General features: G+C 42.2%; 35 protein-coding genes. All 35 read right to left on the bottom strand.

Going from position 1 to position 26,168, the window contains the following annotated elements; translation table 11 throughout:
• Nucleotides 1-9: 9 nt before the first annotated feature.
• Nucleotides 10-408: a 30S ribosomal protein S8 gene (rpsH, locus tag ACJQWY_RS04335; protein WP_407076526.1), complete on the bottom strand. Its 399-nt coding sequence runs from the start codon at nucleotides 406-408 to the stop codon at nucleotides 10-12.
• A gap of 48 nt (nucleotides 409-456) precedes the next feature.
• Nucleotides 457-999: a 50S ribosomal protein L5 gene (rplE, locus tag ACJQWY_RS04330; RefSeq protein ID WP_057754224.1), complete on the bottom strand. Its 543-nt coding sequence runs from the start codon at nucleotides 997-999 to the stop codon at nucleotides 457-459.
• A 27-nt stretch (nucleotides 1,000-1,026) separates the two neighbouring features.
• Nucleotides 1,027-1,332, bottom strand: a complete 306-nt coding sequence (gene rplX / locus ACJQWY_RS04325; RefSeq protein WP_407076525.1) for a 50S ribosomal protein L24 — start codon at nucleotides 1,330-1,332, stop codon at nucleotides 1,027-1,029.
• A gap of 34 nt (nucleotides 1,333-1,366) precedes the next feature.
• Nucleotides 1,367-1,735, bottom strand: coding sequence for a 50S ribosomal protein L14 (gene rplN, locus ACJQWY_RS04320; protein WP_057754218.1), 369 nt, complete (start codon nucleotides 1,733-1,735; stop codon nucleotides 1,367-1,369).
• A gap of 47 nt (nucleotides 1,736-1,782) precedes the next feature.
• On the bottom strand, nucleotides 1,783-2,049 hold the full coding sequence (gene rpsQ / locus ACJQWY_RS04315) for a 30S ribosomal protein S17 (RefSeq protein ID WP_407076524.1): 267 nt from the start codon (nucleotides 2,047-2,049) through the stop codon (nucleotides 1,783-1,785).
• A gap of 18 nt (nucleotides 2,050-2,067) precedes the next feature.
• The gene (gene rpmC / locus ACJQWY_RS04310) at nucleotides 2,068-2,274 is read right to left on the bottom strand and encodes a 50S ribosomal protein L29 (RefSeq protein ID WP_057754212.1); all 207 of its coding nucleotides are present in this window, start codon (nucleotides 2,272-2,274) and stop codon (nucleotides 2,068-2,070) included.
• Nucleotides 2,274-2,693: a 50S ribosomal protein L16 gene (gene rplP, locus ACJQWY_RS04305; protein ID WP_407076523.1), complete on the bottom strand. Its 420-nt coding sequence runs from the start codon at nucleotides 2,691-2,693 to the stop codon at nucleotides 2,274-2,276. Before rplP ends, rpmC begins: the two co-directional genes overlap by 1 nt.
• A 2-nt stretch (nucleotides 2,694-2,695) precedes the next feature.
• On the bottom strand, nucleotides 2,696-3,355 hold the full coding sequence (rpsC, locus tag ACJQWY_RS04300; protein WP_057754206.1) for a 30S ribosomal protein S3: 660 nt from the start codon (nucleotides 3,353-3,355) through the stop codon (nucleotides 2,696-2,698).
• A gap of 13 nt (nucleotides 3,356-3,368) precedes the next feature.
• Entirely contained in the window at nucleotides 3,369-3,716 is a 348-nt protein-coding gene (gene rplV / locus ACJQWY_RS04295) for a 50S ribosomal protein L22 (RefSeq protein WP_057754203.1), read from the bottom strand.
• A 17-nt stretch (nucleotides 3,717-3,733) separates the two neighbouring features.
• Nucleotides 3,734-4,015 carry a 30S ribosomal protein S19 gene (gene rpsS, locus ACJQWY_RS04290; protein WP_057754200.1) on the bottom strand — a complete coding sequence of 94 codons (282 nt, stop codon included), beginning with the start codon at nucleotides 4,013-4,015 and terminating at the stop codon, nucleotides 3,734-3,736.
• A gap of 51 nt (nucleotides 4,016-4,066) precedes the next feature.
• The gene (gene rplB, locus ACJQWY_RS04285) at nucleotides 4,067-4,900 is read right to left on the bottom strand and encodes a 50S ribosomal protein L2 (protein WP_407076522.1); all 834 of its coding nucleotides are present in this window, start codon (nucleotides 4,898-4,900) and stop codon (nucleotides 4,067-4,069) included.
• 18 nt (nucleotides 4,901-4,918) lie between these two features.
• A complete protein-coding gene (gene rplW, locus ACJQWY_RS04280) occupies nucleotides 4,919-5,206 on the bottom strand; it encodes a 50S ribosomal protein L23 (protein WP_057754195.1) in 288 nt (95 codons plus the stop codon).
• Nucleotides 5,206-5,829, bottom strand: a complete 624-nt coding sequence (rplD, locus tag ACJQWY_RS04275) for a 50S ribosomal protein L4 (RefSeq protein ID WP_407076521.1) — start codon at nucleotides 5,827-5,829, stop codon at nucleotides 5,206-5,208. The genes rplW and rplD overlap by 1 nt, the downstream gene beginning before the upstream one ends.
• Before the next feature lie 24 nt (nucleotides 5,830-5,853).
• A complete protein-coding gene (gene rplC / locus ACJQWY_RS04270; protein WP_407076520.1) occupies nucleotides 5,854-6,480 on the bottom strand; it encodes a 50S ribosomal protein L3 in 627 nt (208 codons plus the stop codon).
• Between the two features lie 78 nt (nucleotides 6,481-6,558).
• Complete coding sequence (rpsJ, locus tag ACJQWY_RS04265; RefSeq protein ID WP_057754187.1) at nucleotides 6,559-6,867, bottom strand: 30S ribosomal protein S10; 309 nt, start codon at nucleotides 6,865-6,867, stop codon at nucleotides 6,559-6,561.
• 594 nt (nucleotides 6,868-7,461) lie between these two features.
• Nucleotides 7,462-8,526, bottom strand: a complete 1,065-nt coding sequence (gene tsaD / locus ACJQWY_RS04260) for a tRNA (adenosine(37)-N6)-threonylcarbamoyltransferase complex transferase subunit TsaD (RefSeq protein ID WP_407076519.1) — start codon at nucleotides 8,524-8,526, stop codon at nucleotides 7,462-7,464.
• Nucleotides 8,527-8,548: 22 nt separating this feature from the next.
• Nucleotides 8,549-8,983 carry a ribosomal protein S18-alanine N-acetyltransferase gene (gene rimI / locus ACJQWY_RS04255; protein ID WP_407076518.1) on the bottom strand — a complete coding sequence of 145 codons (435 nt, stop codon included), beginning with the start codon at nucleotides 8,981-8,983 and terminating at the stop codon, nucleotides 8,549-8,551.
• Nucleotides 8,980-9,546 (bottom strand): ribosomal protein S18-alanine N-acetyltransferase, encoded by a 567-nt coding sequence (gene rimI, locus ACJQWY_RS04250; protein WP_407076517.1) that lies wholly within the window; start codon nucleotides 9,544-9,546, stop codon nucleotides 8,980-8,982. The genes rimI (ACJQWY_RS04255) and rimI (ACJQWY_RS04250) overlap by 4 nt, the downstream gene beginning before the upstream one ends.
• Nucleotides 9,527-10,258 carry a tRNA (adenosine(37)-N6)-threonylcarbamoyltransferase complex dimerization subunit type 1 TsaB gene (gene tsaB / locus ACJQWY_RS04245; protein ID WP_407076516.1) on the bottom strand — a complete coding sequence of 244 codons (732 nt, stop codon included), beginning with the start codon at nucleotides 10,256-10,258 and terminating at the stop codon, nucleotides 9,527-9,529. The genes rimI (ACJQWY_RS04250) and tsaB overlap by 20 nt, the downstream gene beginning before the upstream one ends.
• A 137-nt stretch (nucleotides 10,259-10,395) precedes the next feature.
• The gene (locus tag ACJQWY_RS04240) at nucleotides 10,396-11,340 is read right to left on the bottom strand and encodes a class A sortase (protein ID WP_407076515.1); all 945 of its coding nucleotides are present in this window, start codon (nucleotides 11,338-11,340) and stop codon (nucleotides 10,396-10,398) included.
• Nucleotides 11,341-11,479: 139 nt separating this feature from the next.
• Nucleotides 11,480-12,625: a PTS sugar transporter subunit IIC gene (locus ACJQWY_RS04235; protein WP_407076514.1), complete on the bottom strand. Its 1,146-nt coding sequence runs from the start codon at nucleotides 12,623-12,625 to the stop codon at nucleotides 11,480-11,482.
• A 109-nt stretch (nucleotides 12,626-12,734) separates the two neighbouring features.
• Nucleotides 12,735-13,733, bottom strand: coding sequence for a D-2-hydroxyacid dehydrogenase (locus tag ACJQWY_RS04230; RefSeq protein ID WP_407076513.1), 999 nt, complete (start codon nucleotides 13,731-13,733; stop codon nucleotides 12,735-12,737).
• Between the two features lie 186 nt (nucleotides 13,734-13,919).
• The gene (locus ACJQWY_RS04225; protein WP_407076560.1) at nucleotides 13,920-14,918 is read right to left on the bottom strand and encodes a D-2-hydroxyacid dehydrogenase; all 999 of its coding nucleotides are present in this window, start codon (nucleotides 14,916-14,918) and stop codon (nucleotides 13,920-13,922) included.
• A gap of 185 nt (nucleotides 14,919-15,103) precedes the next feature.
• On the bottom strand, nucleotides 15,104-16,390 hold the full coding sequence (gene serS, locus ACJQWY_RS04220; RefSeq protein WP_407076512.1) for a serine--tRNA ligase: 1,287 nt from the start codon (nucleotides 16,388-16,390) through the stop codon (nucleotides 15,104-15,106).
• Nucleotides 16,391-16,393: 3 nt separating this feature from the next.
• On the bottom strand, nucleotides 16,394-17,044 hold the full coding sequence (locus tag ACJQWY_RS04215) for a deoxynucleoside kinase (protein WP_407076511.1): 651 nt from the start codon (nucleotides 17,042-17,044) through the stop codon (nucleotides 16,394-16,396).
• A gap of 178 nt (nucleotides 17,045-17,222) precedes the next feature.
• The gene (locus tag ACJQWY_RS04210) at nucleotides 17,223-17,648 is read right to left on the bottom strand and encodes a F0F1 ATP synthase subunit epsilon (RefSeq protein ID WP_407076510.1); all 426 of its coding nucleotides are present in this window, start codon (nucleotides 17,646-17,648) and stop codon (nucleotides 17,223-17,225) included.
• Nucleotides 17,649-17,660: 12 nt separating this feature from the next.
• Complete coding sequence (gene atpD, locus ACJQWY_RS04205) at nucleotides 17,661-19,061, bottom strand: F0F1 ATP synthase subunit beta (protein WP_407076509.1); 1,401 nt, start codon at nucleotides 19,059-19,061, stop codon at nucleotides 17,661-17,663.
• Nucleotides 19,062-19,112: 51 nt separating this feature from the next.
• Nucleotides 19,113-19,994: a F0F1 ATP synthase subunit gamma gene (locus tag ACJQWY_RS04200; protein WP_407076508.1), complete on the bottom strand. Its 882-nt coding sequence runs from the start codon at nucleotides 19,992-19,994 to the stop codon at nucleotides 19,113-19,115.
• A 16-nt stretch (nucleotides 19,995-20,010) separates the two neighbouring features.
• Nucleotides 20,011-21,531, bottom strand: coding sequence for a F0F1 ATP synthase subunit alpha (gene atpA / locus ACJQWY_RS04195; RefSeq protein WP_407076507.1), 1,521 nt, complete (start codon nucleotides 21,529-21,531; stop codon nucleotides 20,011-20,013).
• Nucleotides 21,532-21,589: 58 nt separating this feature from the next.
• Nucleotides 21,590-22,132 carry an ATP synthase F1 subunit delta gene (atpH, locus tag ACJQWY_RS04190; protein ID WP_407076506.1) on the bottom strand — a complete coding sequence of 181 codons (543 nt, stop codon included), beginning with the start codon at nucleotides 22,130-22,132 and terminating at the stop codon, nucleotides 21,590-21,592.
• Entirely contained in the window at nucleotides 22,132-22,647 is a 516-nt protein-coding gene (gene atpF, locus ACJQWY_RS04185; RefSeq protein ID WP_407076505.1) for a F0F1 ATP synthase subunit B, read from the bottom strand. Before atpF ends, atpH begins: the two co-directional genes overlap by 1 nt.
• A 34-nt stretch (nucleotides 22,648-22,681) precedes the next feature.
• A complete protein-coding gene (gene atpE / locus ACJQWY_RS04180) occupies nucleotides 22,682-22,894 on the bottom strand; it encodes a F0F1 ATP synthase subunit C (RefSeq protein ID WP_201781074.1) in 213 nt (70 codons plus the stop codon).
• 58 nt (nucleotides 22,895-22,952) lie between these two features.
• Nucleotides 22,953-23,669 (bottom strand): F0F1 ATP synthase subunit A, encoded by a 717-nt coding sequence (atpB, locus tag ACJQWY_RS04175; protein ID WP_407076504.1) that lies wholly within the window; start codon nucleotides 23,667-23,669, stop codon nucleotides 22,953-22,955.
• A gap of 441 nt (nucleotides 23,670-24,110) precedes the next feature.
• Nucleotides 24,111-24,740 carry a uracil phosphoribosyltransferase gene (upp, locus tag ACJQWY_RS04170; protein ID WP_407076503.1) on the bottom strand — a complete coding sequence of 210 codons (630 nt, stop codon included), beginning with the start codon at nucleotides 24,738-24,740 and terminating at the stop codon, nucleotides 24,111-24,113.
• A gap of 118 nt (nucleotides 24,741-24,858) precedes the next feature.
• A complete protein-coding gene (gene glyA / locus ACJQWY_RS04165; protein ID WP_407076502.1) occupies nucleotides 24,859-26,106 on the bottom strand; it encodes a serine hydroxymethyltransferase in 1,248 nt (415 codons plus the stop codon).
• Between the last annotated feature and the right edge of the window lie 62 nt (nucleotides 26,107-26,168).

Raw genomic sequence — 26,168 nt, 5'->3', positions numbered from 1 at the left:
TTTTATTTTTTACCAAACGTATGCCAATACCTCGCCACCAATATTCTTGGCGCGAGCTTCCTTATCGGTGATAACACCTTCAGAAGTTGAGATGATAGCAATTCCCAAACCGTTCAAAACCTTTGGTAATGAATCAGCCTTAACGTATGAACGCAATCCAGGCTTTGAAATCCGCTTCAAACCTGAAATAACGCGTTGCTTATCAGCACCATACTTAAGGAAAACGCGGATTACTCCTTGCTTATCATCATCAATGTATTCAACATCGCGAACAAAGCCTTCATTTTTTAAGATTTCGGCGATGTCCTTCTTGATCTTTGATGCAGGGATTTCAACTGAATCGTGATGTACCATATTGGCATTACGAATACGAGTCAAGAAATCTGCAATTGGGTCAGTCATTGACATTGATGTTGCCTCCTATAAATTTATTACTGACTTAACAGTTGTTTTACATTACTTAGTGAAAGGCATACCCAATTGAGTAAGCATCTCACGTGACTCTTCATCAGAGTTAGCAGTCGTTACAATTACGATATCCAAACCGCGAACACGGTTAACGACATCATAGTCGATTTCAGGGAAAATAAGTTGTTCACGAATCCCCAAAGTATAGTTACCGCGACCATCAAAGGCCTTTGGTGAAACTCCACGGAAGTCACGCACACGTGGCAATGAGATGTTGATCAACTTATCCAAGAAGTCATACATCCGTTCTCCACGCAACGTTACCTTGGTTCCAATAGCCATTCCTTCACGCAAACGGAAGCCAGCGATTGACTTCTTTGCACGTGTAACAACTGGCTTTTGACCAGCGATTAATTCTAATTCTGCAACAGCTTCATCCAAGTTCTTTGAGTTTGATACAGCATCACCAACCCCCATGTTCAAAACGATCTTTTCGATCTTTGGAGCTTGCATAACTGAGCTGTAGTTAAACTTTTCGATCAATGAAGGTTGAACTTCATTAACATACTTTTCTTTCAAGCGATTTGCCATGATAATGATTTCCTCCTTTCACCTAAATTATAAAGCCGTTCCAGACTTCTTTGATACGCGTACCTTCTTACCATCTTCAATCTTGATACCAACACGCGTTGGTTCATTAGTTGAAGGGTCAAGCAATTGTACGTTTGATACGTGGATTGGAGCTTCTTGCTCGATAATTCCACCTTGTGGGTATTGGTTATTTGGCTTTTGGTGCTTCTTCATCATGTTAACACCTTCAACCACAACACGGTCTTGAGCAGCAATGGTCTTAATAACCATTCCTTCCTTGCCCTTGTCCTTGCCGGCGATAACCTTAACCTTGTCACCTGTCTTTACAAACATGCGAGGCTTCCTCCTTGATTATTTGATGGCTTTATTACAAAACTTCAGGTGCCAAAGACACAATCCGCATGTAATCGTTGTCACGCAATTCACGCGCAACAGGGCCGAAGATACGAGTTCCTACTGGACTCTTATCATCCTTAACGATAACGGCAGCGTTCTCATCAAACTTGATGTATGAACCATCTGCACGGTGTGTTGATGAAACAGTCCGAACGATAACAGCCTTAACGACGTCACCCTTCTTAACAGTTCCACCAGGAATTGCTTGCTTTACGGTTGCGACGATCATATCACCGATTCCGGCGAACTTACGACCAGAACCACCCAAAACCTTGATAGTTAAGATTTCACGTGCTCCTGAGTTATCTGCAACATTCAAACGACTTTCTTGTTGAATCACGATTTTGTCCTCCTTCCGTTATTTGGTAAAATTCGAGATTAAAACGATTAGATAATAACGGCCTTCTCGACGATTTCTACCAAACGGAAGCGCTTAGTGGCTGATGTTGGACGTGTCTCCATGATACGTACTACATCACCAGCCTTAGCTTCGTTGTTTTCATCGTGAGCCTTAAACTTCTTCGTGTACTTAACACGCTTTCCATAAACTGGGTGATTCTTATAAGTTTCGATAGCGACAGTGATTGTCTTATCCATCTTATCTGAAACCACGCGGCCTGTGTAAACCTTACGTGCGTTACGAGCTTCAGTCATCTCGGTCTCCTCTCCTTACTACTTGTTCAATTCTTGTTGACGAATCACAGTCTTGATACGGGCAATTTGCTTACGTACTTCTGACAAGCGAGCCGTGTTTTCAAGTTGACCAGTAGCTAGTTGGAAACGCAAGTTAAACAACTCTTCCTTGTAGCTCTTTTCCTTAGCCACCAATTCAGCTGTACTGAGGCCCTTGATTTCGTTTTGTAAATCTTTGGTCTTCATTATTCACCCTCCACTTGGCGAGTCAAGATCTTCGTCTTAACTGGCAACTTGTTAGCAGCAAGGCGCAAAGCCTCACGGGCAACTTCTTCAGGAACACCGCCGACTTCAAACATTACCTTGCCACGCTTGACTGGGGCAACCCAACCAACTGGGGCACCCTTACCATTACCCATACGTACTCCAACACCCTTAGAAGTGTATGACAAGTGTGGGAAAATTTTAATCCAAACCTTACCACCACGCTTCATATAACGCGTCATCGCGATACGAGCAGCTTCGATTTGACGGTTTGAAATCCAGTGTGATGTAGTTGCTTGCAATCCGTAATCTCCGAATGCAACAGTCTTACCACCCTTAGCTTCTCCACGCATGTGACCACGGTGGGGCTTACGGTATTTAACACGCTTTGGAACTAGCATGATTACTTAGCCTCCTTGCTCTTCTTTTCAGGCAAGATATCACCACGGTAAATCCAAGTTTTAACACCTAGCTTACCATAAGTAGTAGCTGCCTCATCCCAAGAGTAATCGATATCTGCACGCAATGTGTGCAATGGAACCGTACCCTCGGTATATTGCTCAACGCGAGCAATATCAGCACCGTTTAAACGTCCAGAAACTTGCGTCTTGATACCCTTGGCACCAGAGCGCATTGCACGTTGAATAGCTCCACGCATTGAACGACGGAATGCCACACGGCGTTCCAAGTCTTGTGCGATTTGTGAACCTACCAAGTGGGCGTCCAAATCAGGCTTCTTAATCTCAATGATATTGATGTGCACGCGCTCACCCTTTGCCACCATCCGTGACAATTCGTTACGCAATGCATCAACTTCAGATCCACCCTTACCAATAACCATTCCAGGCTTAGCAGTGTGGATTGAGATGTTAACGCGGTTAGCAGTCCGCTCAATTTCAATCCGTGAAACTGAAGCATCAGCCAACTTAGTCTCGATATACTTACGCAACTTCATATCTTCTAACAAGACATTTGCGTAGTCCTTCTTGTTTGCGTACCATTTTGCATCCCAGTCGCGGATGATTCCGACACGGAAACCAGTTGGGTTAATCTTTTGACCCATGACTCAATCCTCCTTACTTTTCTTTTACCACAATTGTAATGTGGCTTGTGCGCTTATTGATTGGTGAAGCTGAACCTTTGGCACGTGGACGGAAACGCTTTAACGTTGGTCCTTCGTTTGCAAAGGCTTCAGCGATTACCAAATCTTCGCGATCTAGTGAAAAGTTGTTCTCAGCATTAGCAACTGCTGAGTTCAACACCTTATAAACATCTTGTGATGAGTGGTTTGGCAAGAATTGCAAAATTGCAAATGCCTCAGCCACTTGCTTTCCACGAATTTGGTCAAGCACAAGGCGGACCTTACGTGGAGCGACACGAACGATTTTCGCTGTGGCGCGTGCTGATGTAATTTCTTCAGCCATTGTATTGTCCTCCTTAATTAGCTACGCTTACTCTTCTTGTCATCCACTGCGTGACCGTGGAAGGTACGCGTAGGAACGAATTCACCAAGCTTATGTCCAACCATATCTTCTTGGACCAAAACTGGGACGTGCTTGCGTCCGTCATAAACGGCGAACGTCAAGCCAATAAAACTTGGGAAAATCGTTGAACGACGTGACCATGTCTTGATGACGACTTGCTTTTCTGAAGCATTAGCAGCTTCAACCTTCTTCAACAAATGTGCGTCAGCAAATGGTCCCTTTTTCAGGCTGCGACCCATAATGAAGTCTCCTCTCGTATGCTTTTATTTTGATTTAAGCGGTTAATCTGACTACTTGTTCTTACGTCCACGAACGATAAACTTGCTTGAGCGAGCATTAACGTCACGCGTCTTCTTACCGGCAGTCTTCTTACCCCATGGTGACATTGGTGAAGGACGTCCAACAGGCGCCTTACCTTCTCCTCCTCCATGTGGGTGATCGTTAGGATTCATAACTGATCCACGAACGTGTGGACGTTGTCCCTTCCAACGACGACGACCAGCCTTACCCCAGTTGATCAATGAATGTTGTTCATTTCCAACAACTCCAACTGTGGCACGGTTAGTAGCCAAGACCATCCGAACTTCACCAGATTGCAAACGAACAAGGACATACTTTCCTTCCTTACCTAACAACTGAGCAGATGCTCCAGCTGAACGGGCAAGTTGTCCACCTTTACCAGGCTTCAATTCGATATTGTGAATTTGAGTTCCATCAGGAATGTTTGCCAATGGCAAAGCGTTTCCGACCTTGATATCGGCATCAGGACCAGATTGAACGGTCATGCCAACTTCCAATCCCTTAGGCGCCAAGATGTATGACTTAGTTCCGTCAGTATATTGCAATAAAGCAATGTTTGCTGTCCGATTTGGGTCGTATTCAATAGCAACAACCTTAGCTGGCACTTCATCCTTAGTACGCTTAAAGTCAATAATACGGTATTGACGCTTGTGTCCACCACCACGGTGACGAACAGTCATGTGTCCGTATGAATTACGAGCACCAGTGTTTGACTTTGACTCCAACAAGCTCTTCTCGGGCGTCGTCTTAGTAATTTCTGAAAAATCAGAACTAGTCATGTTACGACGTCCGTTAGAGGTTGGCTTATATTTCTTGATAGCCACGCTGCTTTCCTCCTATAATTAGTTTTCGTTGAACAATTGAATGTCCTTAGAAGCGGCAGTCAACTTAACAGTTGCCTTCTTACGCTTCTTAGTGTAACCAGAGAAACGTCCTTGACGCTTCAACTTTCCACGCACATTTGCAGTGTTAATCTTTTCAACTTTAACATCGAAAATTTCTTCAACAGCGCTCTTGATTTGTGGCTTAGTAGCACGAACATCAACTTCAAACGTGTAACGTTTTTCATCCAAAACGCTCATCGTTTGCTCTGTGATGATCGGGCGCAAAATGATATCACGTGCGTCCATTATGCCAAAACCTCCTCAACTTGTGACAAAGCTGATTGAACAACAACCAACTTATCATTGTTGATAACATCTAATACATTAACACCCTTGGCAGTCATAACTGTAACATTTTCCAAGTTACGAGCAGCTAAAGCAGCGTTTGTATTATTGTCATCCAAAACAATCAATGTCTTTTCGTTAACGTTCAGGTTGTTCAAAACTGACTTGAATTCTTTAGTCTTGGGTGCGTCAAATGCCAAAGCATCAACAACAACCAATGCTGAATCCAAAACCTTTTGTGACAACACTGACTTCAATGCCAAACGATAAGCCTTCTTAGGCATCTTGTAGGCATATGAACGTGGAGTAGGTCCGAAGACAATTCCTCCACCACGCCATTGTGGGCTACGAATTGAACCTTGACGGGCACGTCCAGTCCCCTTTTGACGCCAAGGCTTACGTCCTCCACCGCGAACGGCTGAACGATTCTTAACGGCGTGCGTTCCTTGACGCATTGATGCGCGTTGCATCAAAACGGCGTCAGTAATGACACTATTATTAGGTTCGATTCCGAAAATTGCATCATTCAATTCAACTTCACCGGCGTTTGAACCATCTTGCTTAAATAAAGCAACCTTAGTCATGTTTATATCCTCCCTTCGTTCTTATTACTTAGCTTTTACGGAGCTCTTAACCGTAACAAGTGACTTGTTTGCACCAGGGACATTACCCTTAATCAAGATGACGTTGTTTTCAACGTCTACACGTACAACTTGTAAGTTTTGCATTGTGCGCTTACGATTACCCATCCGTCCAGGCAACTTCTTACCCTTGAAGACACGGTTGATAATAGCTCCCAAAGAACCGGGACGACGGTGGTAACGAGAACCGTGAGCCATAGGTCCACGAGACTGTCCATCCTTCTTAATGTTACCTTGGTAACCATGACCCTTTGTGATTCCAGTAACGTCAACAGCTTCACCCGCAGCGAAGGTATCAACCTTTACCTCATCCCCAACGTTAAACTCTCCTTCAGCGTCGCGAATTTCACGAATGTAGCGCTTAGGGGTCGTATTTGCTTTTGCAGTGTGACCTTGCTCAGGCTTGTTTGACAAAACTGCGCGCTTATCTTCAAAACCTAATTGAATAGCGTTGTATCCGTCGTTTTCAAGTGTTTTAACTTGCAAAACAACGTTAGGCGTAGATTCAATGACAGTTACAGGGATAAGCTCACCGTTATCAGTGAATACCTGAGTCATGCCGACTTTGCGGCCTAAGATACCCTTAGTAGTCATGACTATCTCCTTTGTTTTTATAAATTTATTTGATTAGTTTTAATGCTTAATCAGGCATCACTTTAAGCTGAAACTGAATTACAACTTAATTTCGATGTTGACACCGCTTGGTAATTCAAGCTTTGACAATGCATCAACTGTTTGTGAAGTTGGGTTTACAATATCAATCAAACGCTTGTGAGTGCGCATTTCGAATTGTTCCCGTGAATCCTTGTGCTTGTGTGGTGAACGCAAAACGGTGTACAAAGTACGCTCCGTTGGCAATGGGATTGGTCCTGATACTTCAGCACCAGTACGCTTTGCCGTTTCAACAATCTTCTCTGCAGATGCATCAATGATTGTGTGTTCGTATGCCTTCAAGCGGATACGGATCTTCTTATTTGCCATGATGACTCCTTCCTTCGTCCATATTGGAATATGAGACTAACTCCGTGAGAAAACCAACACGCCCTCCGAAATCCATGGCATTGGTTCCGGTGGCAATGCTGCCGGGTGTGTCGCAACCTCTCACATCATCGCTCGTTACTGTCGTTGCCCCATCCAGGAGACCCAAGCGGCCTTCCTTCGAGCAACGTACTTGACTATGATACCCTATCAAACCAGTGATTGCAAGCATTATCACCATTTTTTTGTATTACACTTTTGTAACAACGAGTTTTAAATTTGTAGAAAGCATTTTCATTTTTATATATTTTATTTGTCGTTCACTTTAGTTAAAATTACCTTTTTCAATTTATTATTTTCCAAACATCTGGTTATCCTTATAAAATAATCTTTTCCTCCTATTTTTTATATTAATAGTCAGGTAATATTTTGATTCCCTTCCATCGCACCATTTTACTCTTACATTATTTGTTGGAATTTCAAAAACCTAATCATACTTCACATCTTTATGAATGATTTACCACTCAAAGTATGAATTGATTAACCCTAAAGGCAATTAAAAAGGCTGAACCATTCTAGCTCAACCTTTAACTTTAATTATGGACGATTATTTTCAACCCCTGGTACTTTAAATTCCATCTCCGCATCCAAATACTCAAACTCCTCACCGGGACGGGCGTTTAAGTCCCAGTCGGCTCGCTTACCATGACGATAAGCAATATCACCAGCCGCCCCTACCATAGCGGCATTATCTCCTGCCAGTGCGCGCGGAACTGGTACAAAATTCGTCGTCGGGAAGTCTTGCAGTAATTGGGTTAACCCGTCACGCAAGCCTTGATTGGCTGCCACTCCCCCCGCTAAAATAAATGTCTTAGCTGGGTACTGTTGCAATGCTTGTTGAGTTTTCGTCAATAAAACATCTAAGACGGCGGCTTGAAAACTCGCTGCTAAATCATCAACATTCAATTGCTCACCACGTTGCTCTGCATTATGTTTTAAATTAATCACTGCACTTTTCAAACCTGAAAAACTAAAATCTAACCGATTATCATGCATTAATGCCCGCGGTAAATCATACCGCGCCTGCCCCCGATGCGCCATTTCATCTAATATTTTCCCCGCTGGATAATTTAGGCCCATGGTCCGGCCCACCTTATCATAAGATTCACCGACTGCATCATCCCGAGTATCACCAACTACTTGATATTGATATTCATCAGACATATACACAAATTCAGTGTGCCCTCCAGAAACCATTAAGGCTAACGCAGGATACACAATTGGCTCAACAAATTGAGCTGCACTAATATGTCCCGCCATATGTATCACTGGAACTAGCGGAAGTTGATGCGCCCACGCAATAGTCTTGGCCGCCGTAACGCCGACTAAGAGCGCCCCCACCAAACCAGGACCATACGTCACTGCCACAGCTGTCAAATCATCATATGTCAAATTAGCATCCGTCAATGCTGCATCCACCAATACGGTAATTTGTTCAATGTGATGCCGACTAGCTACTTCAGGAACAATCCCTCCAAACCGTTGGTGGCTTTTAATCTGTGTTGCAATCTCTAAACTTAGAATTTTCTGGCCATTTTGCACAATTGCGACACTCGTTTCATCCGCACTGGATTCAAATGCTAAAATGATTTGATCTGACATTCCCATCTTCCTTTCATTCATCTTACTTAATCGTATAATCCATTAAATATGCGTCTTCAATGGGATCACGATAATATTTTGGCCGCATAAAATATGTTTGAAATCCAATCCTTTCATATAAAGCCACGGCTTTTTGATTCGATGGACGCACCTCTAATAATAAGCGCGTTCCTTGCGGTAAGTGCCGCATCGCTTCTTTCAACAAAATCTCGCCCAAACGATGCCCTTGCCATGCTGGTAAAACCGCGAGATTTGTCACCGAAAATTCATCTAATACTAAGCTAGCTCCTAAAAAAGCAATGATTTCATCATTAATCTTAATAGCTAAATACCGACTCGTCGCTTGGTTTAAATCTTGTGCATACAATTGGGACGTCCAACCGTCATACTGATATGCCTGTTCAGTAATCCGCGTTAAGTCCGCTACCATAACTTGGGTCGTAAATTGATAGTTCATTGTAATTCACCACCTAAACTAACGCGCATTTCCTGCGCGTCAACCCCTGGACCATAATAATCACGGCGTAACCGCAAATCAGTAAAGCCAATCTTTTGATAGAGTCGGCGCGCTTTGCAATTATCGACCTGCACTTCTAGGGTCATTGATTGATAATGATGTTGCACGGCCAAAGACATTGTATACGTCAACAACGCCTGAGCTAACCCTTGCCGTTGCCAAGCTGGTAGCACCGCCACATTCGTCACGTGAGCATCTTTCGCCCCGGCGGCAAAGACAGCCCCCGCGTACGCAACCATTTCATTAGTCGTAGCCGTACGTAAAATCAAGTATAACCGTTCGTGCGTCCGTGCAATTTCATCCGCAAAGACTTCAAGCGGCCAAGGTGTAACGCCATAATACGCAGCCTCTTCTACTGCGAAAATATCCGCCACATCCCCTTGTTTTGCAACGGCAATTAAATAATGTTGTTGATTAATAACAATCGTTTGTTCAAATTTTTGGATTTCTGGCGCCAGCGGTTGTTGCGAACGCTGCCACCATTTATTTAACTTTTTCCACATAATCTTGTCGTTTTATCTCAGGATGTTGTTGTTGCCAATTTACTTCCGCTTGCGTTAACCGCAAATAGCGTGGGTTAAACTGATGAATCGCATGCACTGCCGTGATAATCGGCTCTGTGATTGCCAACCGCGCCAAATTAGCAGCATGTGGTAAATTATCCGCCGCAAATTGGGCCCTAGGAACCTGTTTCAATATTTCTGCTTGCATCGCGGGAGTAGCCCCCACATAAATCACTGCTTGCTGTGGCTCAATTTGGCTAGGCATGGCTTTTAATGGCGTATGCTGATCGCTAACGATATTTACTAAATGTCCATCTTGCCACTGATATTGACCAGCATAAACATTTTGATTTCGGGCGTCCATTAAAGGAATTATTAAAGCACCTTTCGCATCAGTTGACGATACATTAGCGGCCAATAGCGCTAAACTTGATACGCCAACGAGCTCTAAGCCCAAAGTAAAAGCAAGCGTCTTAGCTGTAGTAACTGCCAGACGTAACCCGGTGTACGAACCTGGACCTTGACTCACAATCACCCGATCTAAATCTTGTGGACGCCACCTTGCGTTTTGCATCAACTGGTCAATGCCAGGTAGTAGTTGTTCAGAATGATTTTTGACTTGATTCGTTTCAAACTGACTAACTAGCTCTTGATTATCAAATAATGCAATTGTTAACGGTTGATTCGATGCATCAAACGCAATTGTTTTCAATTTTCTTTCCTACCTTTTCCTGCTTTAAATCAATAGATTTTATTAAAAAATAGCAAATCACACCCTTCTACTTTCAAAAATATCTAATTAGATTTATTAATAATTTTTTCCAATAGCGTTGCCATATTTAAATCAATCTACTTTGTCCCACCAGCATCACCATTGGCACCTTCTTCAGTTCCAGGATTATACCAGTCAGCGCGAGCATGTGTATTTTGAACTTTTAAGTTAAAGTAGCCGATAACTTGTTTCGGCGCTGCTTCCCAACTGTAATTATGCACTAAATCAGACGATGTCACAATTCGATATTCAGTACTAGGAAATAGACAACTAATAATGGTTAATTGTGCATTTTGACTCGAATCCAAAACGCCGACGTCATCTTTTTGCACCGTTTTTTGACCACGAATAACATACTCATAAATGCCATCAGCATTCGCTAGGTAAATTTTATTCCCATTTAACCAACTTGAACCATTCAAACGCCCATTTTGAAGATATGGCTGATTTTGATTCAAGCGCTCTTGCAAAGCACTAAATCCGGTTTGCCCATCATTAAAATTATGGGCTGCCAAACCATAATTACCCTGCCCCATCACTGGAACTTGGGTACCGTTTGGATCTTCATGCGTACGGTTAGCAAAATCCGCTCCTAGATTCAAACCTTGGTTTGAATAGGCATCATCATAAATTGGCAGTAAAATTGCCCGACTCGGGATGGCGACAAAACCTTGCTTATTAAAGCGATCATCAGGATTTTGATCACGCATCACCATCTGTGCAACCTGCTTTCGACTAATCGGCTGTTTAGCTTTCCGCTGAATTTGCTTGGTTGCTTGCTGATTATAAACATCCATCACCCAAGCTTGCATCCCCATAAAATTGGTATAATACCCAATTAATATAACACTCCCAATCACCGTCATCAAGCCCATCCAACGGCCATAAGCGGCCGATTTTTTAAAGATTTTTCGCCCGCCAGCAATTATTCCAGCGACCAACGCCGCCCCAATTAACATAATAATTAAAGGCCATAAAATCGACATTAACGTGCCTTGACCATTTGGAATAATTTCATTCATCTTGCTTTCTCCATATTTTTTCAATAATTTTTTTTACTAAATGAGCCTACTACTTCGAGTTTTATTCTAACTGCTTCTAACCCTTTTTACAAGCAACACAAAAGGACACCTCGCATGAAGTGTCCTTTTAAATTATCAATTAAATTTCTTGTTGGAAATCCATTGGCTTATACAACTTAACAATCTTAGTTAAGACGTAATCAACAATAAATCCTGCCACAATTGGCACTACGAAGAAGACAATAATTGAAACCAACGGATTAACATAGTTGTTAATCCATTGTGCGTCAGCAGCATCCTTTGCGACGGCTTGAATTGGTGTAACCAATCCAATCCAACCAAATCCAGCTGAAGTTGGCGTTCCTTGAACGTTCATCAACGCAACTGGAATTCCTGAGATAGCAGCTGTGATTAAGAATGAAATCATCGTCACCGGCTTAGCGAAAACAGAAGGCATCATTCCCTTCATAGCTCCCAAGAAAATCGCAATTGAAGTTCCCTTTTTATTAACCTTAATTGAGTTAATCAACAAAATAACGGTCGTAGCAATCACACCTACTCCAGCTGCCGCTGAACCAACACCGGCCAAAGAAATCGCCAAGGCAATTCCAACCGTTGAAACTGGGGTAATAATGATAATCGCAAAGGTCATCGCAATCAACATAGCCATCGGCACGGGTTGGAGTCGTGTAAAGGTCTCAACCATTTGTCCAATCCAAGTTGTAACTGAACCAACATAAGGAGCGATTTCTTTACCAATCAAACCAACGCCCCCACCAACAACAATTGGTGTAAGGATAATTGCGACAGAACCAAATCCGCCTAAGTACTTAGCAATCAACCAAATTGCTAAGGCTCCAATCGCGGCCACAATCATGGCATTAATCACATCCCCGGCTCCTGAAGCGACATAAATCGGAGCAGCCGTGGCTGACTTCACATGCGTGATTGGGTTCATGAAGCCAGCTGGCGCCGTTCCCCACTTGATTGAACCAGATGCAGCAGCCACCGCAATTCCCAAGGTTCCAACATCCAAAGGTTTCATCTTAAACTGCAAAGCGATACATACCCCAATTAAGACTGGGATAAACGTTTGGAACAAAACTAAAATCGCATTCAAATCTGAAGCCCAATTAACCACCCCAGGCGTAATGAAAAGCTTCAATAAATACTTCAACACCGCTGAAGGCAAAACACCAATCAAAATTCCTTGGGCTGACCCACTCAAGATTTTAAAGAAGAAGTCTTTGGCCTTTAACTGGTAACTCCCGTCAAAATAATCCATAATATCATCTCCATAATTAAAAGGCCCGCTTTAGTTGCAGAATTCTTTTTCCAAAACATCAATCAACTAAGACAGGACCTTGACTTAACTCACTTATTAATCACTAATTTTAATATTCAACGGCAATACTTGGTGTAACACCATTGATAAAGTCCAAGCTAGCTGACATTGATTGCGTAACCATCTCATAAACTGCCTTAGTTGTATAGAAAGCAGTGTGAGGTGTTACCAAAACATTTTCGCGTGAAATCAAATCGGCGATCCGTGCGTCGGGGAATTCTTTACCTTCCCAGTCTTCATTGAACAATCCAACTTCATCTTCATAAACGTCCATGGCAAAGTCAGAAATCTTTCCTGAGTCCAAACCAGCAATAACTGCGTCAGTGTCGACTAAGTTTCCACGTGAGCAGTTCACGATTACTACGCCGTCTTTCATCTTAGCGATTGAGTCAGCATTAATCATGTGATCGTTAGCAGGAACTCCTGGAACGTACAATGAGATAACATCAGCTTGAGCATACAACTCATCCAAAGTATCAACATACAAACCTTGAGCTTCAACTTCGTCGTTCTTGTAAAGGTCATAAGCAACAATCTTTGCTCCGAAGCCTTGAGCAATCTTCATCGCAACCCGACCAATGTGACCCGTTCCGATAATTCCGATTGTTTGCATCCGCATCTCACGACCGATTGTTGGAGCCCAACGCAAATCGTGACGAGCAATCTTTGCATCCAAAGCCTTAGTCCGACGAAGCAAACGTGACATTTGAATCATTGAGTGCTCAGCAATCGCATTTGGTGAATAAACTGGTACGTTTGAAATTTGGAATCCAAATTCGCGTGCTGCATCCATATCAATGTTGTCAGTTCCAACATTACGCAATGACATCTTGTTGATTCCTACTTCATGCAAAGCTGTCAAAGTCTCACGCGTATAGTCTAATTGTTGATAAACGTTGACTGCATCGTATCCTTCAGCTAACTTAGCAGTCTCAGGATCCAATAATTCCTGAGTATAATCCACTGTTACTTCTGGATGTTCTTCTTTCCATCCGTTCAATGATGGAATTTCATCGTCTCGAATACCATATGCAAAAATCTTTGCCATAATAATATATCCCCTTTAATCTAATACTCAGCGTATTGTGAAAATAAATAACAACTATATGTGAAAATTCATACACTCGTCTACAATTAAATTCTACCGCATTTTAGTGTTTTTTTCAAATTAAAACGGTAAAAATAGAAAAAAATTTACACCAATGCTTTCACACGTGTAAATTTTTTTGCAGCATTAAAATTTAACGACTTGTTCGGGAATCTCACCATTAACAAAAGCTAATCCTGCATCCAATGATTGTTCAACCATTTCTTCAGACGCCGTCCAAGTATAAAAGGCCGTATGTGGTGAAACAAGTACGTTATCTCGCGTGATTAAGTCAGCAACCCGTGGATCTGGGAAGTCTTGCCCAGCCCAATCAACGTTAAAGAGACCACCTTCATCTTCATAGGTATCCATCGCAAAGCCATCTAATTTTCCGCTATCTAAAGCAGCGATCACGGCATCAGTATCGACCAAATTTCCGCGCCCCGCATTCACAATCACGGCATGATCTTTCATCTTTACAATCGAATCAGGATTAATTAGATAGTGATTTTCCGGGATACCCGGCACATGCAATGAAATTCCATCGGCTTGTGCTAATAGCTCATCCAAAGTATCAACATACACCCCTTGGGCGGCCAATTCTGGATTTTGATATTTATCATAAGCAATCACTTTGGCGCCAAATCCTTTTGCAATTTGAATTGCTACGCGACCAATATTTCCCGTTCCAACGATTCCAATCGTTTGTTTCCGAACTTCCCGACCAATCGTTGGGGCCCAGGCTAAATCATGCCGATAAACTTTAATATCCATCTGTTTCATATGCCGGAATAAACGCGCCATTTGAATCATTGCATGCTCCGCAATCGCATTTGGTGAATAGCGGGGGACATTTGAAACGTGGAAATTATACTTTTTCAACATTTCAAAGTCTAAATCGTCAGTTCCTACATTCCGTAAAGTTAAAATATGAATACCTAAGTCTGCCAACGGCTTCAAAGTTGCTTCACCCACGGGGACACCCGCTTGCAAAATATTAACCACATCGTAGCCAGCTGCCATCGGCGCGGTCTCTGACGTTAAAAGCTCATTAGTCGTGTCAACTTGTACACCCGGATGCTTAGCCACCCACGCATCAACTGCTACTTGCTCATCTTCTCGTATTCCAAACGCAATAATCTTCATCATTGTTTGCTCCTTTCAATCCACTCCACTACTATTATTTTAACAGAATTTTAGACTTACCCCCACATATTTCATTTTTTCATCGTTGGAATTATTTTAAATGTATCTCGTCAATTTATCACCACTCAGTTATTAAAAAACAGCCAAACTGTTACCAGTTTAGCTGTCAGAACATCAATTTTAAATTAATGTAAATCGCGTTCAGCAATAATTTGATTAGCTCCAAAATAAGGTCGCAATACTTCCGGAACTGTCACCGTACCATCGGCATTTTGATAATTTTCCAAAATTGCCGCTACGGTCCGCCCTACAGCCAATCCTGAACCATTCAACGTATGTGCGAAATGTAATTGTCCATTCGCATCTCGATACTGAATCTTAGCTCGCCGCGCTTGAAAGGCTTCTGTATTTGAAACGGAAGAAATTTCACGGTAAAGATTTTGCTCAGGCATCCAAACTTCTAAATCATGGGTTTCAGCGGCTGAGAAGCCCATATCTCCCGTCGAAAGCGTAATAACATGATATGGTAACTCTAACTTTTGCAAGATATTCTCTGCATCCTTTGTCATCTGAGCTAAGGCACGATAAGAGTCAGCTTCGGTCGTAAACTTAACCATCTCGACCTTATTAAACTGGTGCATCCGGATTAATCCGCGTGTATCGCGCCCAGCTGATCCAGCTTCTTGCCGGAAAGAGGGTGCCAAAGCTGTTAATGAAATTGGCAAATCAGTACCATCTAAAATCTCTTCACGATAATAATTCGTCAATGGTACTTCCGCCGTTGGAATTAAGGTCATTTCGGCATCTGTCCCAACCCGATATGCATCATCCATAAACTTGGGATACTGACCAGTTCCAAACATCGCAGCATCTTTAACCAAATAAGGTGGTAATACCTCGGTATATCCTTCTTTACGGTGTTCATCTAACATAAAGTTATATACGGCGCGTTCTAAGCGGGCCCCTTGTCCAATGTAATAAACGAAGCGGGCTCCCGATACCTTCGCTCCGCGTTCCCAATCTAAAATTCCCAAAGCTTCACCAATTTCATAGTGCGCCTTGGGGGTGAAATCAAAGGTAGGAATGTTTCCCCATTTTAATTCTTCACGATTAGCCGCTTCATCAGCTCCAACCGGAATGCTTGGATTCGGTAAATTAGGAAAACGCAAAGCTTGTTGCTTCAAATCAGCATCAATCTGTTCCACTTGTTCATCTAAGGCTTTAATCTTCTGGGCCATTTGCTGCATTTCTGCAATCACCGCACTAGCGTCTTCTTTTGCTCGCTTTTTTTGCCCAATTTGATCAGAAACAACATTTCGCTGCGCCTTTAGCTCTTCAACATGCACTAAAATCTCACGCCGCTTGACATCCAAAGCTAAGTAATTATCAACCATTTCCGCCGTAACACCACGTCCGGCTAAACGTTCCTTCGCTTCATCTGGATTATTTCTTAAATACTTAATATCTAACATTAATTATCCCTCGATTCGCAATTCTTTAATTTTTTGGTCAATTAAATTGAATACTGTTGCCAAATCATCTTCATTTTCAACAAAATCTAACTGATCACCATCAATCTTTAGCTTAGGAGAAGCATCATATTGATCAAACCAAGCCACATATCGGCGGGTCAATTCTTGATAATAATTATATAAGCTTGGATCTTGATTGACTTGTTCATACGAGCGACCACGCTTTTCAATTCGCTTAAGCATCGTCTCAAATGAAACGTTCACGTAAATTAACAAATCGGGGGTCTTAATCGTCGCATTCGCAGAATAATCCACTTGTTCCATCATATTATGTAATAAATCGCTATAGATTTCGGCTTCCGTTTGCGTCGCGCGGTCTAAGTCAGCATTCAATTGGAACAACAATTGGTCTTCAAAAATAGAACGGTCAATCACATCTAAATGTGAACCTTGGGCATCTTTGATATTTTCCAAACGCTTATTTAAAAAATAGTTTTGCAACAAAAAACCATATTTTTTCGGATTTTCATAGAACAATGGCAAAATCGGATTGTCATCAACTGACTCATAATAGGCTTCTGAGCCCAGGTGTTCTGCTAAAAACGTGGCAAGGCTAGTTTTCCCTGCTCCAATAGTTCCTGATAATACAATCATAAAACTGCTCATCCTTACTTTTCTGACTCTTGGTTAGAAACGACTCTCGTTTTTGTCTAATTACCTGGGTAATTTTCTAACCTCATTAGAACCTTTTCTATAATCTTAATCTTAACAAAAATCTGAACTTTTGGCGACAAAAAAAGCAGTGGTCAAAAAATCCCACTGCAATTTAAGTTTATTTCGTTGATGCTGCATGAATTCGAGTAACAGCCCGCCGCAAAGCGAATTGTGCCCGACGAACTTCGTGTTCATCATGTGCTTCTTGGGCCTCACGCAAAGCGCGCTCGGCCCGTGCCCGGGCACTTTCCGCCCGAGTCACATCAATATCACCTGAGCGCTCGGCTGAATCTGCAACAATCGTCAAAATGTTTCTTGAGAATTCCGCAAATCCGCCATTAACTGCTAGGCGTTCTTTCGTATCTGATTGTCCGTCAACTACCCGTACTTCACTAATTTCAAGTGAAGTAACGACCGGCACGTGATTTGCCATGATACCTAACTCACCACCCGTTGTGTGCAACACAACAAGCGTGGCAGTATCATATTCAAAGACCACGCCGTCTGGTGTCACAATGGATACCTTAAAGCTGTGTTCATTCATGGCAATACCTCACTAAGCCAAAGTCTTGGCTTTTTCAACGGCCATTTCAATCGCCCCAACATTTCGGAAAGCTTCTTCTGGTAGGTCATCATACTTACCATCCAAAATTTCCTTAAAGCTCCGCACTGTCTCTGCAATCGGTACATATTGTCCATCTAACCCAGTAAACGTCTCCGCCACTGAGAATGGTTGTGACAAGAAGAATTGAATCCGACGAGCGCGGTTAACGGTGGTCTTTTCCTCATCTGAAAGCTCATCCATTCCCAAAATAGCAATGATGTCTTGGAGTTCACGATAACGTTGCAAAGTCTGTTGAACTTGCGTTGCCACTTCATAGTGCTCTTGACCAACAATATCAGGAGTCAAAGCCGTTGACGTTGAAGCCAATGGGTCAACCGCTGGATAAATACCTTGTTGCGTCAATGAACGCTCCAAGTTAGTCGTCGCATCCAAATGGGCGAAAGTCGTGGCAGGTGCAGGATCGGTATAGTCATCGGCTGGCACATAAACCGCCTGAATTGACGTAACTGATCCCTTTTGGGTTGACGTGATTCGTTCTTGTAATTGTCCCATTTCAGTCGCCAAGGTTGGTTGATATCCAACGGCTGATGGAATCCGTCCCAATAGGGCAGAAACCTCAGAACCAGCTTGTGTGAAACGGTAAATATTATCAATAAACAATAGCACATCTTGACCGTTAACATCACGGAAGTGCTCCGCAATTGTCAAACCAGTCAATGCCACCCGCATACGTGCTCCAGGAGGCTCATTCATTTGTCCATAGACCATGGCGGTTTGCTTTAACACACCAGAATCCATCATTTCGTGGTACATGTCATTACCTTCACGGGTACGTTCCCCAACTCCAGTAAAGACAGAAATACCATTGTGTCCTTGCGCAATGTTGTGAATCAACTCTTGAATCAAAACGGTCTTACCAACTCCAGCTCCACCGAATAAACCAATCTTTCCTCCACGTACATATGGAGCAAGTAAATCAATAACCTTAATTCCAGTTTCTAGAATTTCAGTTGATGTTTTCAATTGATCATAAGCAGGTGCTGAACGGTGAATTGGATCGTGCTGAACATCAGCTCCAATTTCTTCGCCTCCATCAATGGTTTCACCCAAAACATTAAAGACACGACCCAACGTAACTTCGCCAACAGGTACTGAAATAGGTCCTTCAGTGTCCTCTACAGCCATACCACGTTGCAAGCCGTCAGTTGAGTCCATGGCAATCGTTCGTACAACTCCGTCACCTAAGGCCAAAGTAACTTCGACAGTCAATGATTTTGCTTCATCACCACGATCAATGATTAAAGCATTATTGATGTCAGGAATTTGACCATCTAGTGGGAATTGAACGTCAACGACTGGTCCAATGACTTGTACAACTCGTCCGGTACTCATTGTCGTTATCCTTCCTTTTTCTAAACAAATTCAATGGTGTTGCAACAAGCTCTATTCAAGAGCTGCCATTCCACCAGTAATTTCAGTAATTTCAGTCGTGATTGCACTCTGACGCGCCCGGTTATATTGTAGATCAAGTCGATCAATAATTTCCTTGGCATTATCAGTGGCTGATGACATTGCTGCTGATGAGGCCGCATGTTCCGCCGTTTTAGCATCTAGGATTGCTCCATAGATTAAACTTTGCGCATACTGTGGCAAAATCACCTGCAAAATTGCTTCTGCGGATGGTTCAACATCATACTCGGCATGAACTGTGGTCTCACCATTAGGATCAACCATATCATCCGTCGTAACTGGCAACATTTTTTCAGCCCGGAATTCATTTGAAATCCGTGACACAAAGTGATTATAAACAACTGTTAGTTCATCAAAGACCGCATTATCGTACATTTCTGTAACGGTCTTAACAATTTCGCGCACATCGTTAAACGTGGGAACATCAGAAACCTCTCGATATTCATAAGCTAAATCATAGCCCCGCTTTTTTAGGAAATCCGCCCCGTTTCCACCAATTACTAATAGCTCGATTTGCTCGGGCTTTAGTTTACGTTCATGGATAATTGACATCAATCCTTTAAGAACTGTTGAATTATAACCGCCCACCAAACCACGATCAGACGTAATAACTAAGAAACCAACTTTCTTAACTTCACGTTGTTCCAACAAAGTTCCCGCCGGATTAGCAATATTTGCTTCCGCAATGTGGGCCACCATATCATGTAAACGGTCGGCATAATCATAATATGAACCGCCTTGCCGTTGGATTTGGCTTAACTTTGAGGTCGAAACCATTTGCATGGCTGCCGTAATTTGACGCGTCTTTTTCGTTGAGGCAACTCGGCGTTGAATATCTTCCAAAGAAGCTACCATTTCGCCCCTCCTCTACTTATTTCGCTGCAGAATCGCTGGCACTAAAAGTTGCCTTGAATTCTTCAATTGCTGCGTTCATCGCATCAGTATCAGGCAAATTCTTGGTATCAACAATTGTCTGCAACAATTCATTATGCGCTGAGCGTACCGCTTGAATCAATTCAGTTTCAAAACGATTAATATCATCAACAGCAACATCATCCATGTAACCATGGGCAAGGGCGTATAATGACAAAACTTGTTCTTCAACTGGCATTGGTTGATGCAAAGGCTGCTTCAACAATTCAACCGTCCGACGACCACGCGCCAACTTGGCTTGCGTTGAGGCATCCAAATCAGAACCGAATTGGGCGAATGCTTCCAATTCCTTATATGAAGAAAGATCCAAACGCAAAGTTCCGGCAACCTTCTTCATCGCTTTAATCTGAGCATCACCACCAACACGCGAAACTGAAGTTCCGGCATCAACAGCGGGACGATTTCCTGAATAGAATTGGTCTGAATCCAAGAAAATTTGCCCATCGGTAATTGAAATAACGTTCGTTGGAATATAGGCTGAAACATCTCCAGCTTGAGTCTCAATGACTGGCAAAGCTGTCATCGACCCTCCTCCCAGTTCGTCACTCAATTTAGCAGCTCGTTCTAGCAAACGAGAGTGCAAATAGAAGACGTCTCCTGGGTAGGCTTCACGTCCAGGCGGACGCCGTAGAATTAACGAGAGCTCACGGTAAGCGGTCGCTTGCTTTGACAAATCATCATAGATAATCAAAACATGCTTTCCATTATACATGAACTCTTCACCCATAGCAGCTCCAGCATAAGGTGCTAGATACAACAAGGGTGCCGGTTCAGAAGGACCAGCCGTAACAACAATCGTGTAATCCAAAGCGCCCATTGCGCGCAAAGTTTCCACTTGGGTACGGACCGTTGAATCCTTTTGCCCAATTGCGACATAAACAACAATCATATCTTGATCTTTTTGATTCAAAATCGTGTCCATGGCAATTGAAGTCTTCCCAGTCTTACGATCTCCGATGATTAACTCTCGTTGACCACGACCGATTGGAACCAAAGAGTCAATTGACTTTAAACCAGTTTGCAAAGGTTCAAAGACTGACTTACGTTGCATAACTCCAGGTGCTTTAACTTCAACAGGGCGTGTCTTAGTTGACTTGATTGGGCCCATTCCATCAACTGGTTGACCCAACGCATTAACTACACGTCCAATCAATTCCTCACCAACCGGAACTTCCATGATCTTACCCGTACGCTTGACAATGTCACCTTCACGGATACCATCAAATTGACCTAGAATAATGATACCAACATCATTTGATTCCAAGTTTTGTGCCATTCCATATACACCGTTTGCAAATTCAACCAATTCTCCGGCCATTGCGTTATCAAGACCAGTTACACGAGCGACCCCGTCACCAACATATGTAACTGTTCCTGTTTCTTGAACCGTCAATTCTGATTCATAATTTGCAAGCTGCTTTTTGATGAGTGAACTGATTTCTTCAGCTTTAATGCTCATTTGAACAGTTCCTCTTTCTTACTTTAGTGTTATTAACACTGCTACTTAATACTGGTTGCTAATGGACAATGCTTTGTCGAATAGCAGCTAATTTAGTTGCCAATGATCCATCCACAATTTGATTATTAGCCGTAATCACGACCCCACCAAGCAAGCTTGGATCAATCGTTTGCTTCAAATCAACTGATTTAGCGTCAAAACGCTTAGCAATGACTTGCTTCAAGCGTTCGATTTGCTTAGCGTCTAATTCCACAACAGTCTTGACTTCAGCAGTCATATGACCAATTGCGTGATTAACGGTCCGTTGATAAGTTTCAATAATCATTGGAAGCAAATCAAAGCGACGATAATCATACGTCATCTGAATTAAGTTATGAACCAAAGGTGAAGCGTCTGCCAAAAGTGGCTTCAAAATCGCTTGCTTTTGATCATCACTAATTTGATTTGCCGTAATGATTTGCGCTAATTCTGGATTGTCTTGTAATACAGTTTGCAACTCTAACAATTCATTTAAAGTTTCTGTATCACTTTTTTGATCATGAGATAATTCGAACAAAGCACGTGCATAGCGTTGCGCAATAATTGCGTTATCTAATGCCATTACTTTGCCTCTAACTCTCCGATGTAAGCATCAATCAATGCTTTTTGATCATCTAATTTCAGTTCTTTTTGGATAATCTTTTGTGCAATTGAAACAGACAAATCAGCAACTTCATTCTTAACATCTGCCATTGCTTCTGAACGCTCTTGAGCGATTTCAGCGTTAGCCTTCATCTTCATTGATGAAGCATTATCACGCGCTTGTGCAATAATGTCGTCACTGCGCTTTGAAGCAGTGTTGTTAGCATTGTTAATAATCGTCGTTGCCTCAGCTTGTGTTGCTTGTAATTCAGCATTGCGCTTTGAAACGAGCTTTGCAGCTTCGTCTTTACTGCTTTCTGCTGAATCTAAGTCATTAGCAATCTTATCTGCTCGGTCTTGCATCATCTTTGTAATAGGCTTCCATGCAAACTTTCCAATAAAGAATAGTAAGACGACGAAAGTCAACAAAACAAAGAGCATATTACCCAAAGCCAACTGCTCACCGGCATTAACCAGTAAAATTCCATTTAACATGTTGTTGGCTCCTCTCTCTTTTTGCCGCTATAAATTACTTTGAAAGCAACATCAATGAGATAACGAAGGCCAAGATAGGAACGGCCTCAATCAAGGCAACTCCAACGAACATGTTTGTACGTAGCTTACCTTCTAATTCAGGTTGACGTGAAGTCCCCTCAATCATGGCAGCAATAACACGTCCATTACCAATTCCGGTACCAATAGCGGCACCAGCAACGGCAATACCTGAACCAATAGTAGCGATATGACCAGTCATAATATTAATTCCTCCGAATTATAAAAAATAAAACAAATAACGATTGTTATTCAGCGACAGCGTGTTCAGACGTATAAATTGACATCAAAGTGACAAAGATGAAGGCCTGAATAGCACCGATGAATAACGAGAATGCTTGCCAAAGCATTGACAAGAAAAATGCGGGAACTATAGTGAGTCCCAAATGTGACGGATTACCCCAATTGGTAATCAATGTCAAAAGCATTTCACCAGCCATGATGTTTCCATACAAACGCAATGCCAAAGTCAAGTAATTAGTAAATTGCTCAAAAATATTAATTGGTAGTAAGAACGCCATCGGGCTCATGAAAGTCGTCTTGAAATAGCCCTTAAATCCGAGCTTGCTAACTCCGACAAAGTTAGCTAAACCAACAACTAGCAACGCTAGCCCCATGGTTACCACCGGATTAGTCGTTGGTGATTTCACATAAGTTACGTCACCAAAGGCTACCTGAACAGCTAATCCCATCTCATTAGAAACGAAAATAAATAAGAACAGCGTAAACGCCGTTAATTTCAATTCATTTCCAATCGAACTGGGTAACGAACTATCCACAATTCCGTCAGTAAAGTCAACAATCGCTTCTAAAACATTTTGCTTCTTTCCTGGTTTCATTGTCAAACTACGCGACAAGAAAAAGACCAAAAAGAAGACAATTAATGCGGCGACGACCGTTGAAATAACAATCGGCCAATCAAATGTCAAACCTAATAACTGGAATGTGGCAGACTTCTCATCCAAAAAACTCACCTCTTTCCTTTCATAATTTTTTCGGTAAATGCTGGGGAGCAATACCGTTTTAATATTTACTACTTCATTTTACTCTATTAAATTCTTTTTTCAACGATAAATCCGGGAAAGAAATCGAGATTATCCTGTTGCTTTCAAAAAGTAACTAAGTCTCAATTTAACAGTATTTACTATCATTTTTTGGTTCCGTTTTCATTCTTTTTTACCTTAATTTAAAATTAAATTTTTTGATTCACTAAACCAAAATTAGTTAAGAAATTAGCTTAAAACAAATTACCTCGCTGTAAAATTTTTAATACAGCATTTTTTACATTTATATAAGAAGAAAATTTACTAATTGCCTTCAATCTAGTTTCATTGACACAATAAAAAAGCCCAAAAAACAAATAATTGTTCCTTGAGCTCGCTTTAATTTAGATTTAAATACCGCTATTAATGCGTTCCAAACAAACGGTCACCGGCATCACCCAAACCAGGCACAATGTAACCATGTTCATCTAAGCCTTCATCCAATCCAGCCGTATAAATATCGACATCAGGATGCATTTTTTGAACCATCTCAATTCCAACGGGCGCTGAAACCAAGGTAATTAGCTTAATTGTCTTTGCCCCCCGCTTCTTCAAAGCATCAATCGCCATGACTGCTGAACCACCAGTTGCAAGCATCGGATCAACCACCAAAACTTCTCGCTGGTCAATATCTTCAGGCAATTTAACAAAGTATTCAACGGGTTCCAAAGATTCCTCGTCACGATACATTCCAATGTGCCCAATCCGCGCAGCTGGAATCAATTTCATGATTCCATCAACCATTCCCAAACCGGCTCGCAAGATTGGCACAATTGCCAGCTTCTTTCCAGCCAATGTCTTTTGCGTCGTTTTAGCAACGGGCGTCTCCACTTCAATATCCTTCGTTGGCAAATCCCGCGTGACTTCATATGCCATCAATGAAGCAATTTCGTCCACAACTTCGCGGAACTCTTTTGTCCCAATATTTTTATCCCGGATAATGGTTAATTTGTGTTGGATTAGGGGGTGATCAATAACAGTTACTTTACTCATAACGCGGTTCCCTTCGTTTTCAAAATCTAATGTTTGGATGAATTATGTAAAATTTGCTGTTAATCATTATAGCAGAAGCTACCGTCCATCGTCCAGTCCGTTACAAGGTTTTTACCGGCTAATTAGCATGCTCGATTTCTGATAATGGGTAATTATCAGTTAACTCCCGCACATTTTGTGCGACTTCCGCCAAAACTTGCTCGTCCTCAGGATACGTCAAAGCTTGCAACACTAATTCAGCAACCTTCTTCGCCTCGGCCTCTTTAAAGCCTCGGGTGGTAATCGCTGGCGTTCCGATTCGGATTCCAGACGTTACAAAGGGACTCCGTGGTTCATTTGGAATTGCCTCTTTATTGACCGTAATCGCGACTGAATCTAATAATATTTGCGCATCTTTTCCGCTCAAGCCCGTTTTCGTTAAATCTAGGTTGAAGAGATGATTATCGGTCCCACCTGAAATTACACGGACCACTGGGGAATCCTTAAAGACTTCAACCATGGCCTTAGCATTCGCGACTATTTGTTGCCCATATTCTTTAAAGCTAGGTTGCAAATCTTCATAAAAGGCCGCTGCTTTCCCCGCGATAACCTGCTCTAATGGGCCACCTTGCGTTCCCGGGAAAATCGCTGAATTTAACTTTTGACCTAGTTCGGCCTTAGCTAAAATCATCCCCCCACGAGGTCCGCGCAAAGTTTTGTGTGTCGTCGTGGTTACAACATCAGCGATTCCAACTGGCGATGGGTGAACACCGGCGGCGACTAACCCGGCAATATGGGCCATATCAACCATCAAGTAAGCACCAACTTCGTCAGCAATCGCACGGAAACGGTCAAAATCAATAAAGCGTGAATAAGCTGAGGCTCCCGTCACAATCAATTTTGGCTGATATTGTCGGGCCAAAGCCTCCACTTCATCATAGTTAATCAATTCATCATCATCTAATCCGTAAGAATGGAACTGGTACATTTTTCCAGAAAAGTTTACTGGTGAACCATGTGTTAAATGACCACCCTCGTTTAATCCCAAACCTAAAACATTATCACCGGGCGCTAATAAAGCGGCATAAACGGCGGCATTAGCTTGTGAGCCAGAGTGAGGCTGTACATTGGCATATTCAGCGCCAAATAATTCCTTGGCACGATCAATGGCTAATTGTTCAATTTGGTCAATATACTCTGTTCCACCGTAATAGCGTTTACCTGGATAACCTTCAGCATACTTATTTGTCAAAATACTACCTTGTGCGGCCCGAACCCCTGCAGAAACAATATTTTCTGAAGCAATCAATTCTACATTATGTTCCTGCCGTTTTGCTTCACGCTCAACCGCCGACCATAACTCAGGATCAAATTCACGATAATTCATTTAACACGCTCCTTTTTTACTTAAATACACATAATATAGTCTTGTTTCGACCATTTTATCAT

This window comes from Weissella kandleri (assembly GCF_045504165.1).
GTDB lineage: Bacteria > Bacillota > Bacilli > Lactobacillales > Lactobacillaceae > Weissella > Weissella kandleri_A.
Note: the sequence above shows the minus strand (reverse complement) of the source record. Positions and strands in the feature narration are given on the sequence as shown.

Bases quoted from the DNA above. Each gene is read 5' to 3' on its own strand.
- rplX (WP_407076525.1), bottom strand. From the start codon at position 1,332: ATGTTTGTAAAGACAGGTGACAAGGTTAAGGTTATCGCCGGCAAGGAC.
- rpsC (WP_057754206.1), bottom strand. From the start codon at position 3,355: ATGGGTCAAAAGATTAACCCAACTGGTTTCCGTGTCGGAATCATCCGC.
- rpmC (WP_057754212.1), bottom strand. From the start codon at position 2,274: ATGAAGACCAAAGATTTACAAAACGAAATCAAGGGCCTCAGTACAGCT.
- rpsS (WP_057754200.1), bottom strand. From the start codon at position 4,015: ATGGGTCGCAGCCTGAAAAAGGGACCATTTGCTGACGCACATTTGTTG.
- rplV (WP_057754203.1), bottom strand. From the start codon at position 3,716: ATGGCTGAAGAAATTACATCAGCACGCGCCACAGCGAAAATCGTTCGT.
- rplC (WP_407076520.1), bottom strand. From the start codon at position 6,480: ATGACTACTAAGGGTATCTTAGGCCGCAAAGTCGGCATGACTCAGGTA.
- ACJQWY_RS04230 (WP_407076513.1), bottom strand. From the start codon at position 13,733: ATGGCAAAGATTTTTGCATATGGTATTCGAGACGATGAAATTCCATCA.
- ACJQWY_RS04200 (WP_407076508.1), bottom strand. From the start codon at position 19,994: ATGGTAGCTTCTTTGGAAGATATTCAACGCCGAGTTGCCTCAACGAAA.
- atpD (WP_407076509.1), bottom strand. From the start codon at position 19,061: ATGAGTACCGGACGAGTTGTACAAGTCATTGGACCAGTCGTTGACGTT.
- ACJQWY_RS04235 (WP_407076514.1), bottom strand. From the start codon at position 12,625: ATGGATTATTTTGACGGGAGTTACCAGTTAAAGGCCAAAGACTTCTTC.
- rpsQ (WP_407076524.1), bottom strand. From the start codon at position 2,049: ATGACTGAAGCTCGTAACGCACGTAAGGTTTACACAGGCCGCGTGGTT.
- ACJQWY_RS04225 (WP_407076560.1), bottom strand. From the start codon at position 14,918: ATGAAGATTATTGCGTTTGGAATACGAGAAGATGAGCAAGTAGCAGTT.
- rpsH (WP_407076526.1), bottom strand. From the start codon at position 408: ATGTCAATGACTGACCCAATTGCAGATTTCTTGACTCGTATTCGTAAT.
- serS (WP_407076512.1), bottom strand. From the start codon at position 16,390: ATGTTAGATATTAAGTATTTAAGAAATAATCCAGATGAAGCGAAGGAA.
- tsaD (WP_407076519.1), bottom strand. From the start codon at position 8,526: ATGTCAGATCAAATCATTTTAGCATTTGAATCCAGTGCGGATGAAACG.
- rplW (WP_057754195.1), bottom strand. From the start codon at position 5,206: ATGGACGCACGTGATATCATTTTGCGCCCGATCATCACAGAGCAAACG.
- ACJQWY_RS04240 (WP_407076515.1), bottom strand. From the start codon at position 11,340: ATGAATGAAATTATTCCAAATGGTCAAGGCACGTTAATGTCGATTTTA.
- atpF (WP_407076505.1), bottom strand. From the start codon at position 22,647: ATGTTAAATGGAATTTTACTGGTTAATGCCGGTGAGCAGTTGGCTTTG.
- rpsJ (WP_057754187.1), bottom strand. From the start codon at position 6,867: ATGGCAAATAAGAAGATCCGTATCCGCTTGAAGGCATACGAACACACA.
- rimI (WP_407076518.1), bottom strand. From the start codon at position 8,983: ATGAACTATCAATTTACGACCCAAGTTATGGTAGCGGACTTAACGCGG.
- ACJQWY_RS04215 (WP_407076511.1), bottom strand. From the start codon at position 17,044: ATGATTGTATTATCAGGAACTATTGGAGCAGGGAAAACTAGCCTTGCC.
- rimI (WP_407076517.1), bottom strand. From the start codon at position 9,546: ATGTGGAAAAAGTTAAATAAATGGTGGCAGCGTTCGCAACAACCGCTG.
- atpH (WP_407076506.1), bottom strand. From the start codon at position 22,132: ATGGCATTAGATAACGCAATTATTGCGCAACGCTATGCACGTGCTTTG.
- glyA (WP_407076502.1), bottom strand. From the start codon at position 26,106: ATGAATTATCGTGAATTTGATCCTGAGTTATGGTCGGCGGTTGAGCGT.
- upp (WP_407076503.1), bottom strand. From the start codon at position 24,740: ATGAGTAAAGTAACTGTTATTGATCACCCCCTAATCCAACACAAATTA.
- rplD (WP_407076521.1), bottom strand. From the start codon at position 5,829: ATGACTAAGGTTGCTTTATTTAAGCAAGATGGTTCAAACGCCGGTGAA.
- ACJQWY_RS04210 (WP_407076510.1), bottom strand. From the start codon at position 17,648: ATGAATGAACACAGCTTTAAGGTATCCATTGTGACACCAGACGGCGTG.
- rplP (WP_407076523.1), bottom strand. From the start codon at position 2,693: ATGCTAGTTCCAAAGCGTGTTAAATACCGTAAGCCCCACCGTGGTCAC.
- rplE (WP_057754224.1), bottom strand. From the start codon at position 999: ATGGCAAATCGCTTGAAAGAAAAGTATGTTAATGAAGTTCAACCTTCA.
- atpA (WP_407076507.1), bottom strand. From the start codon at position 21,531: ATGAGCATTAAAGCTGAAGAAATCAGTTCACTCATCAAAAAGCAGCTT.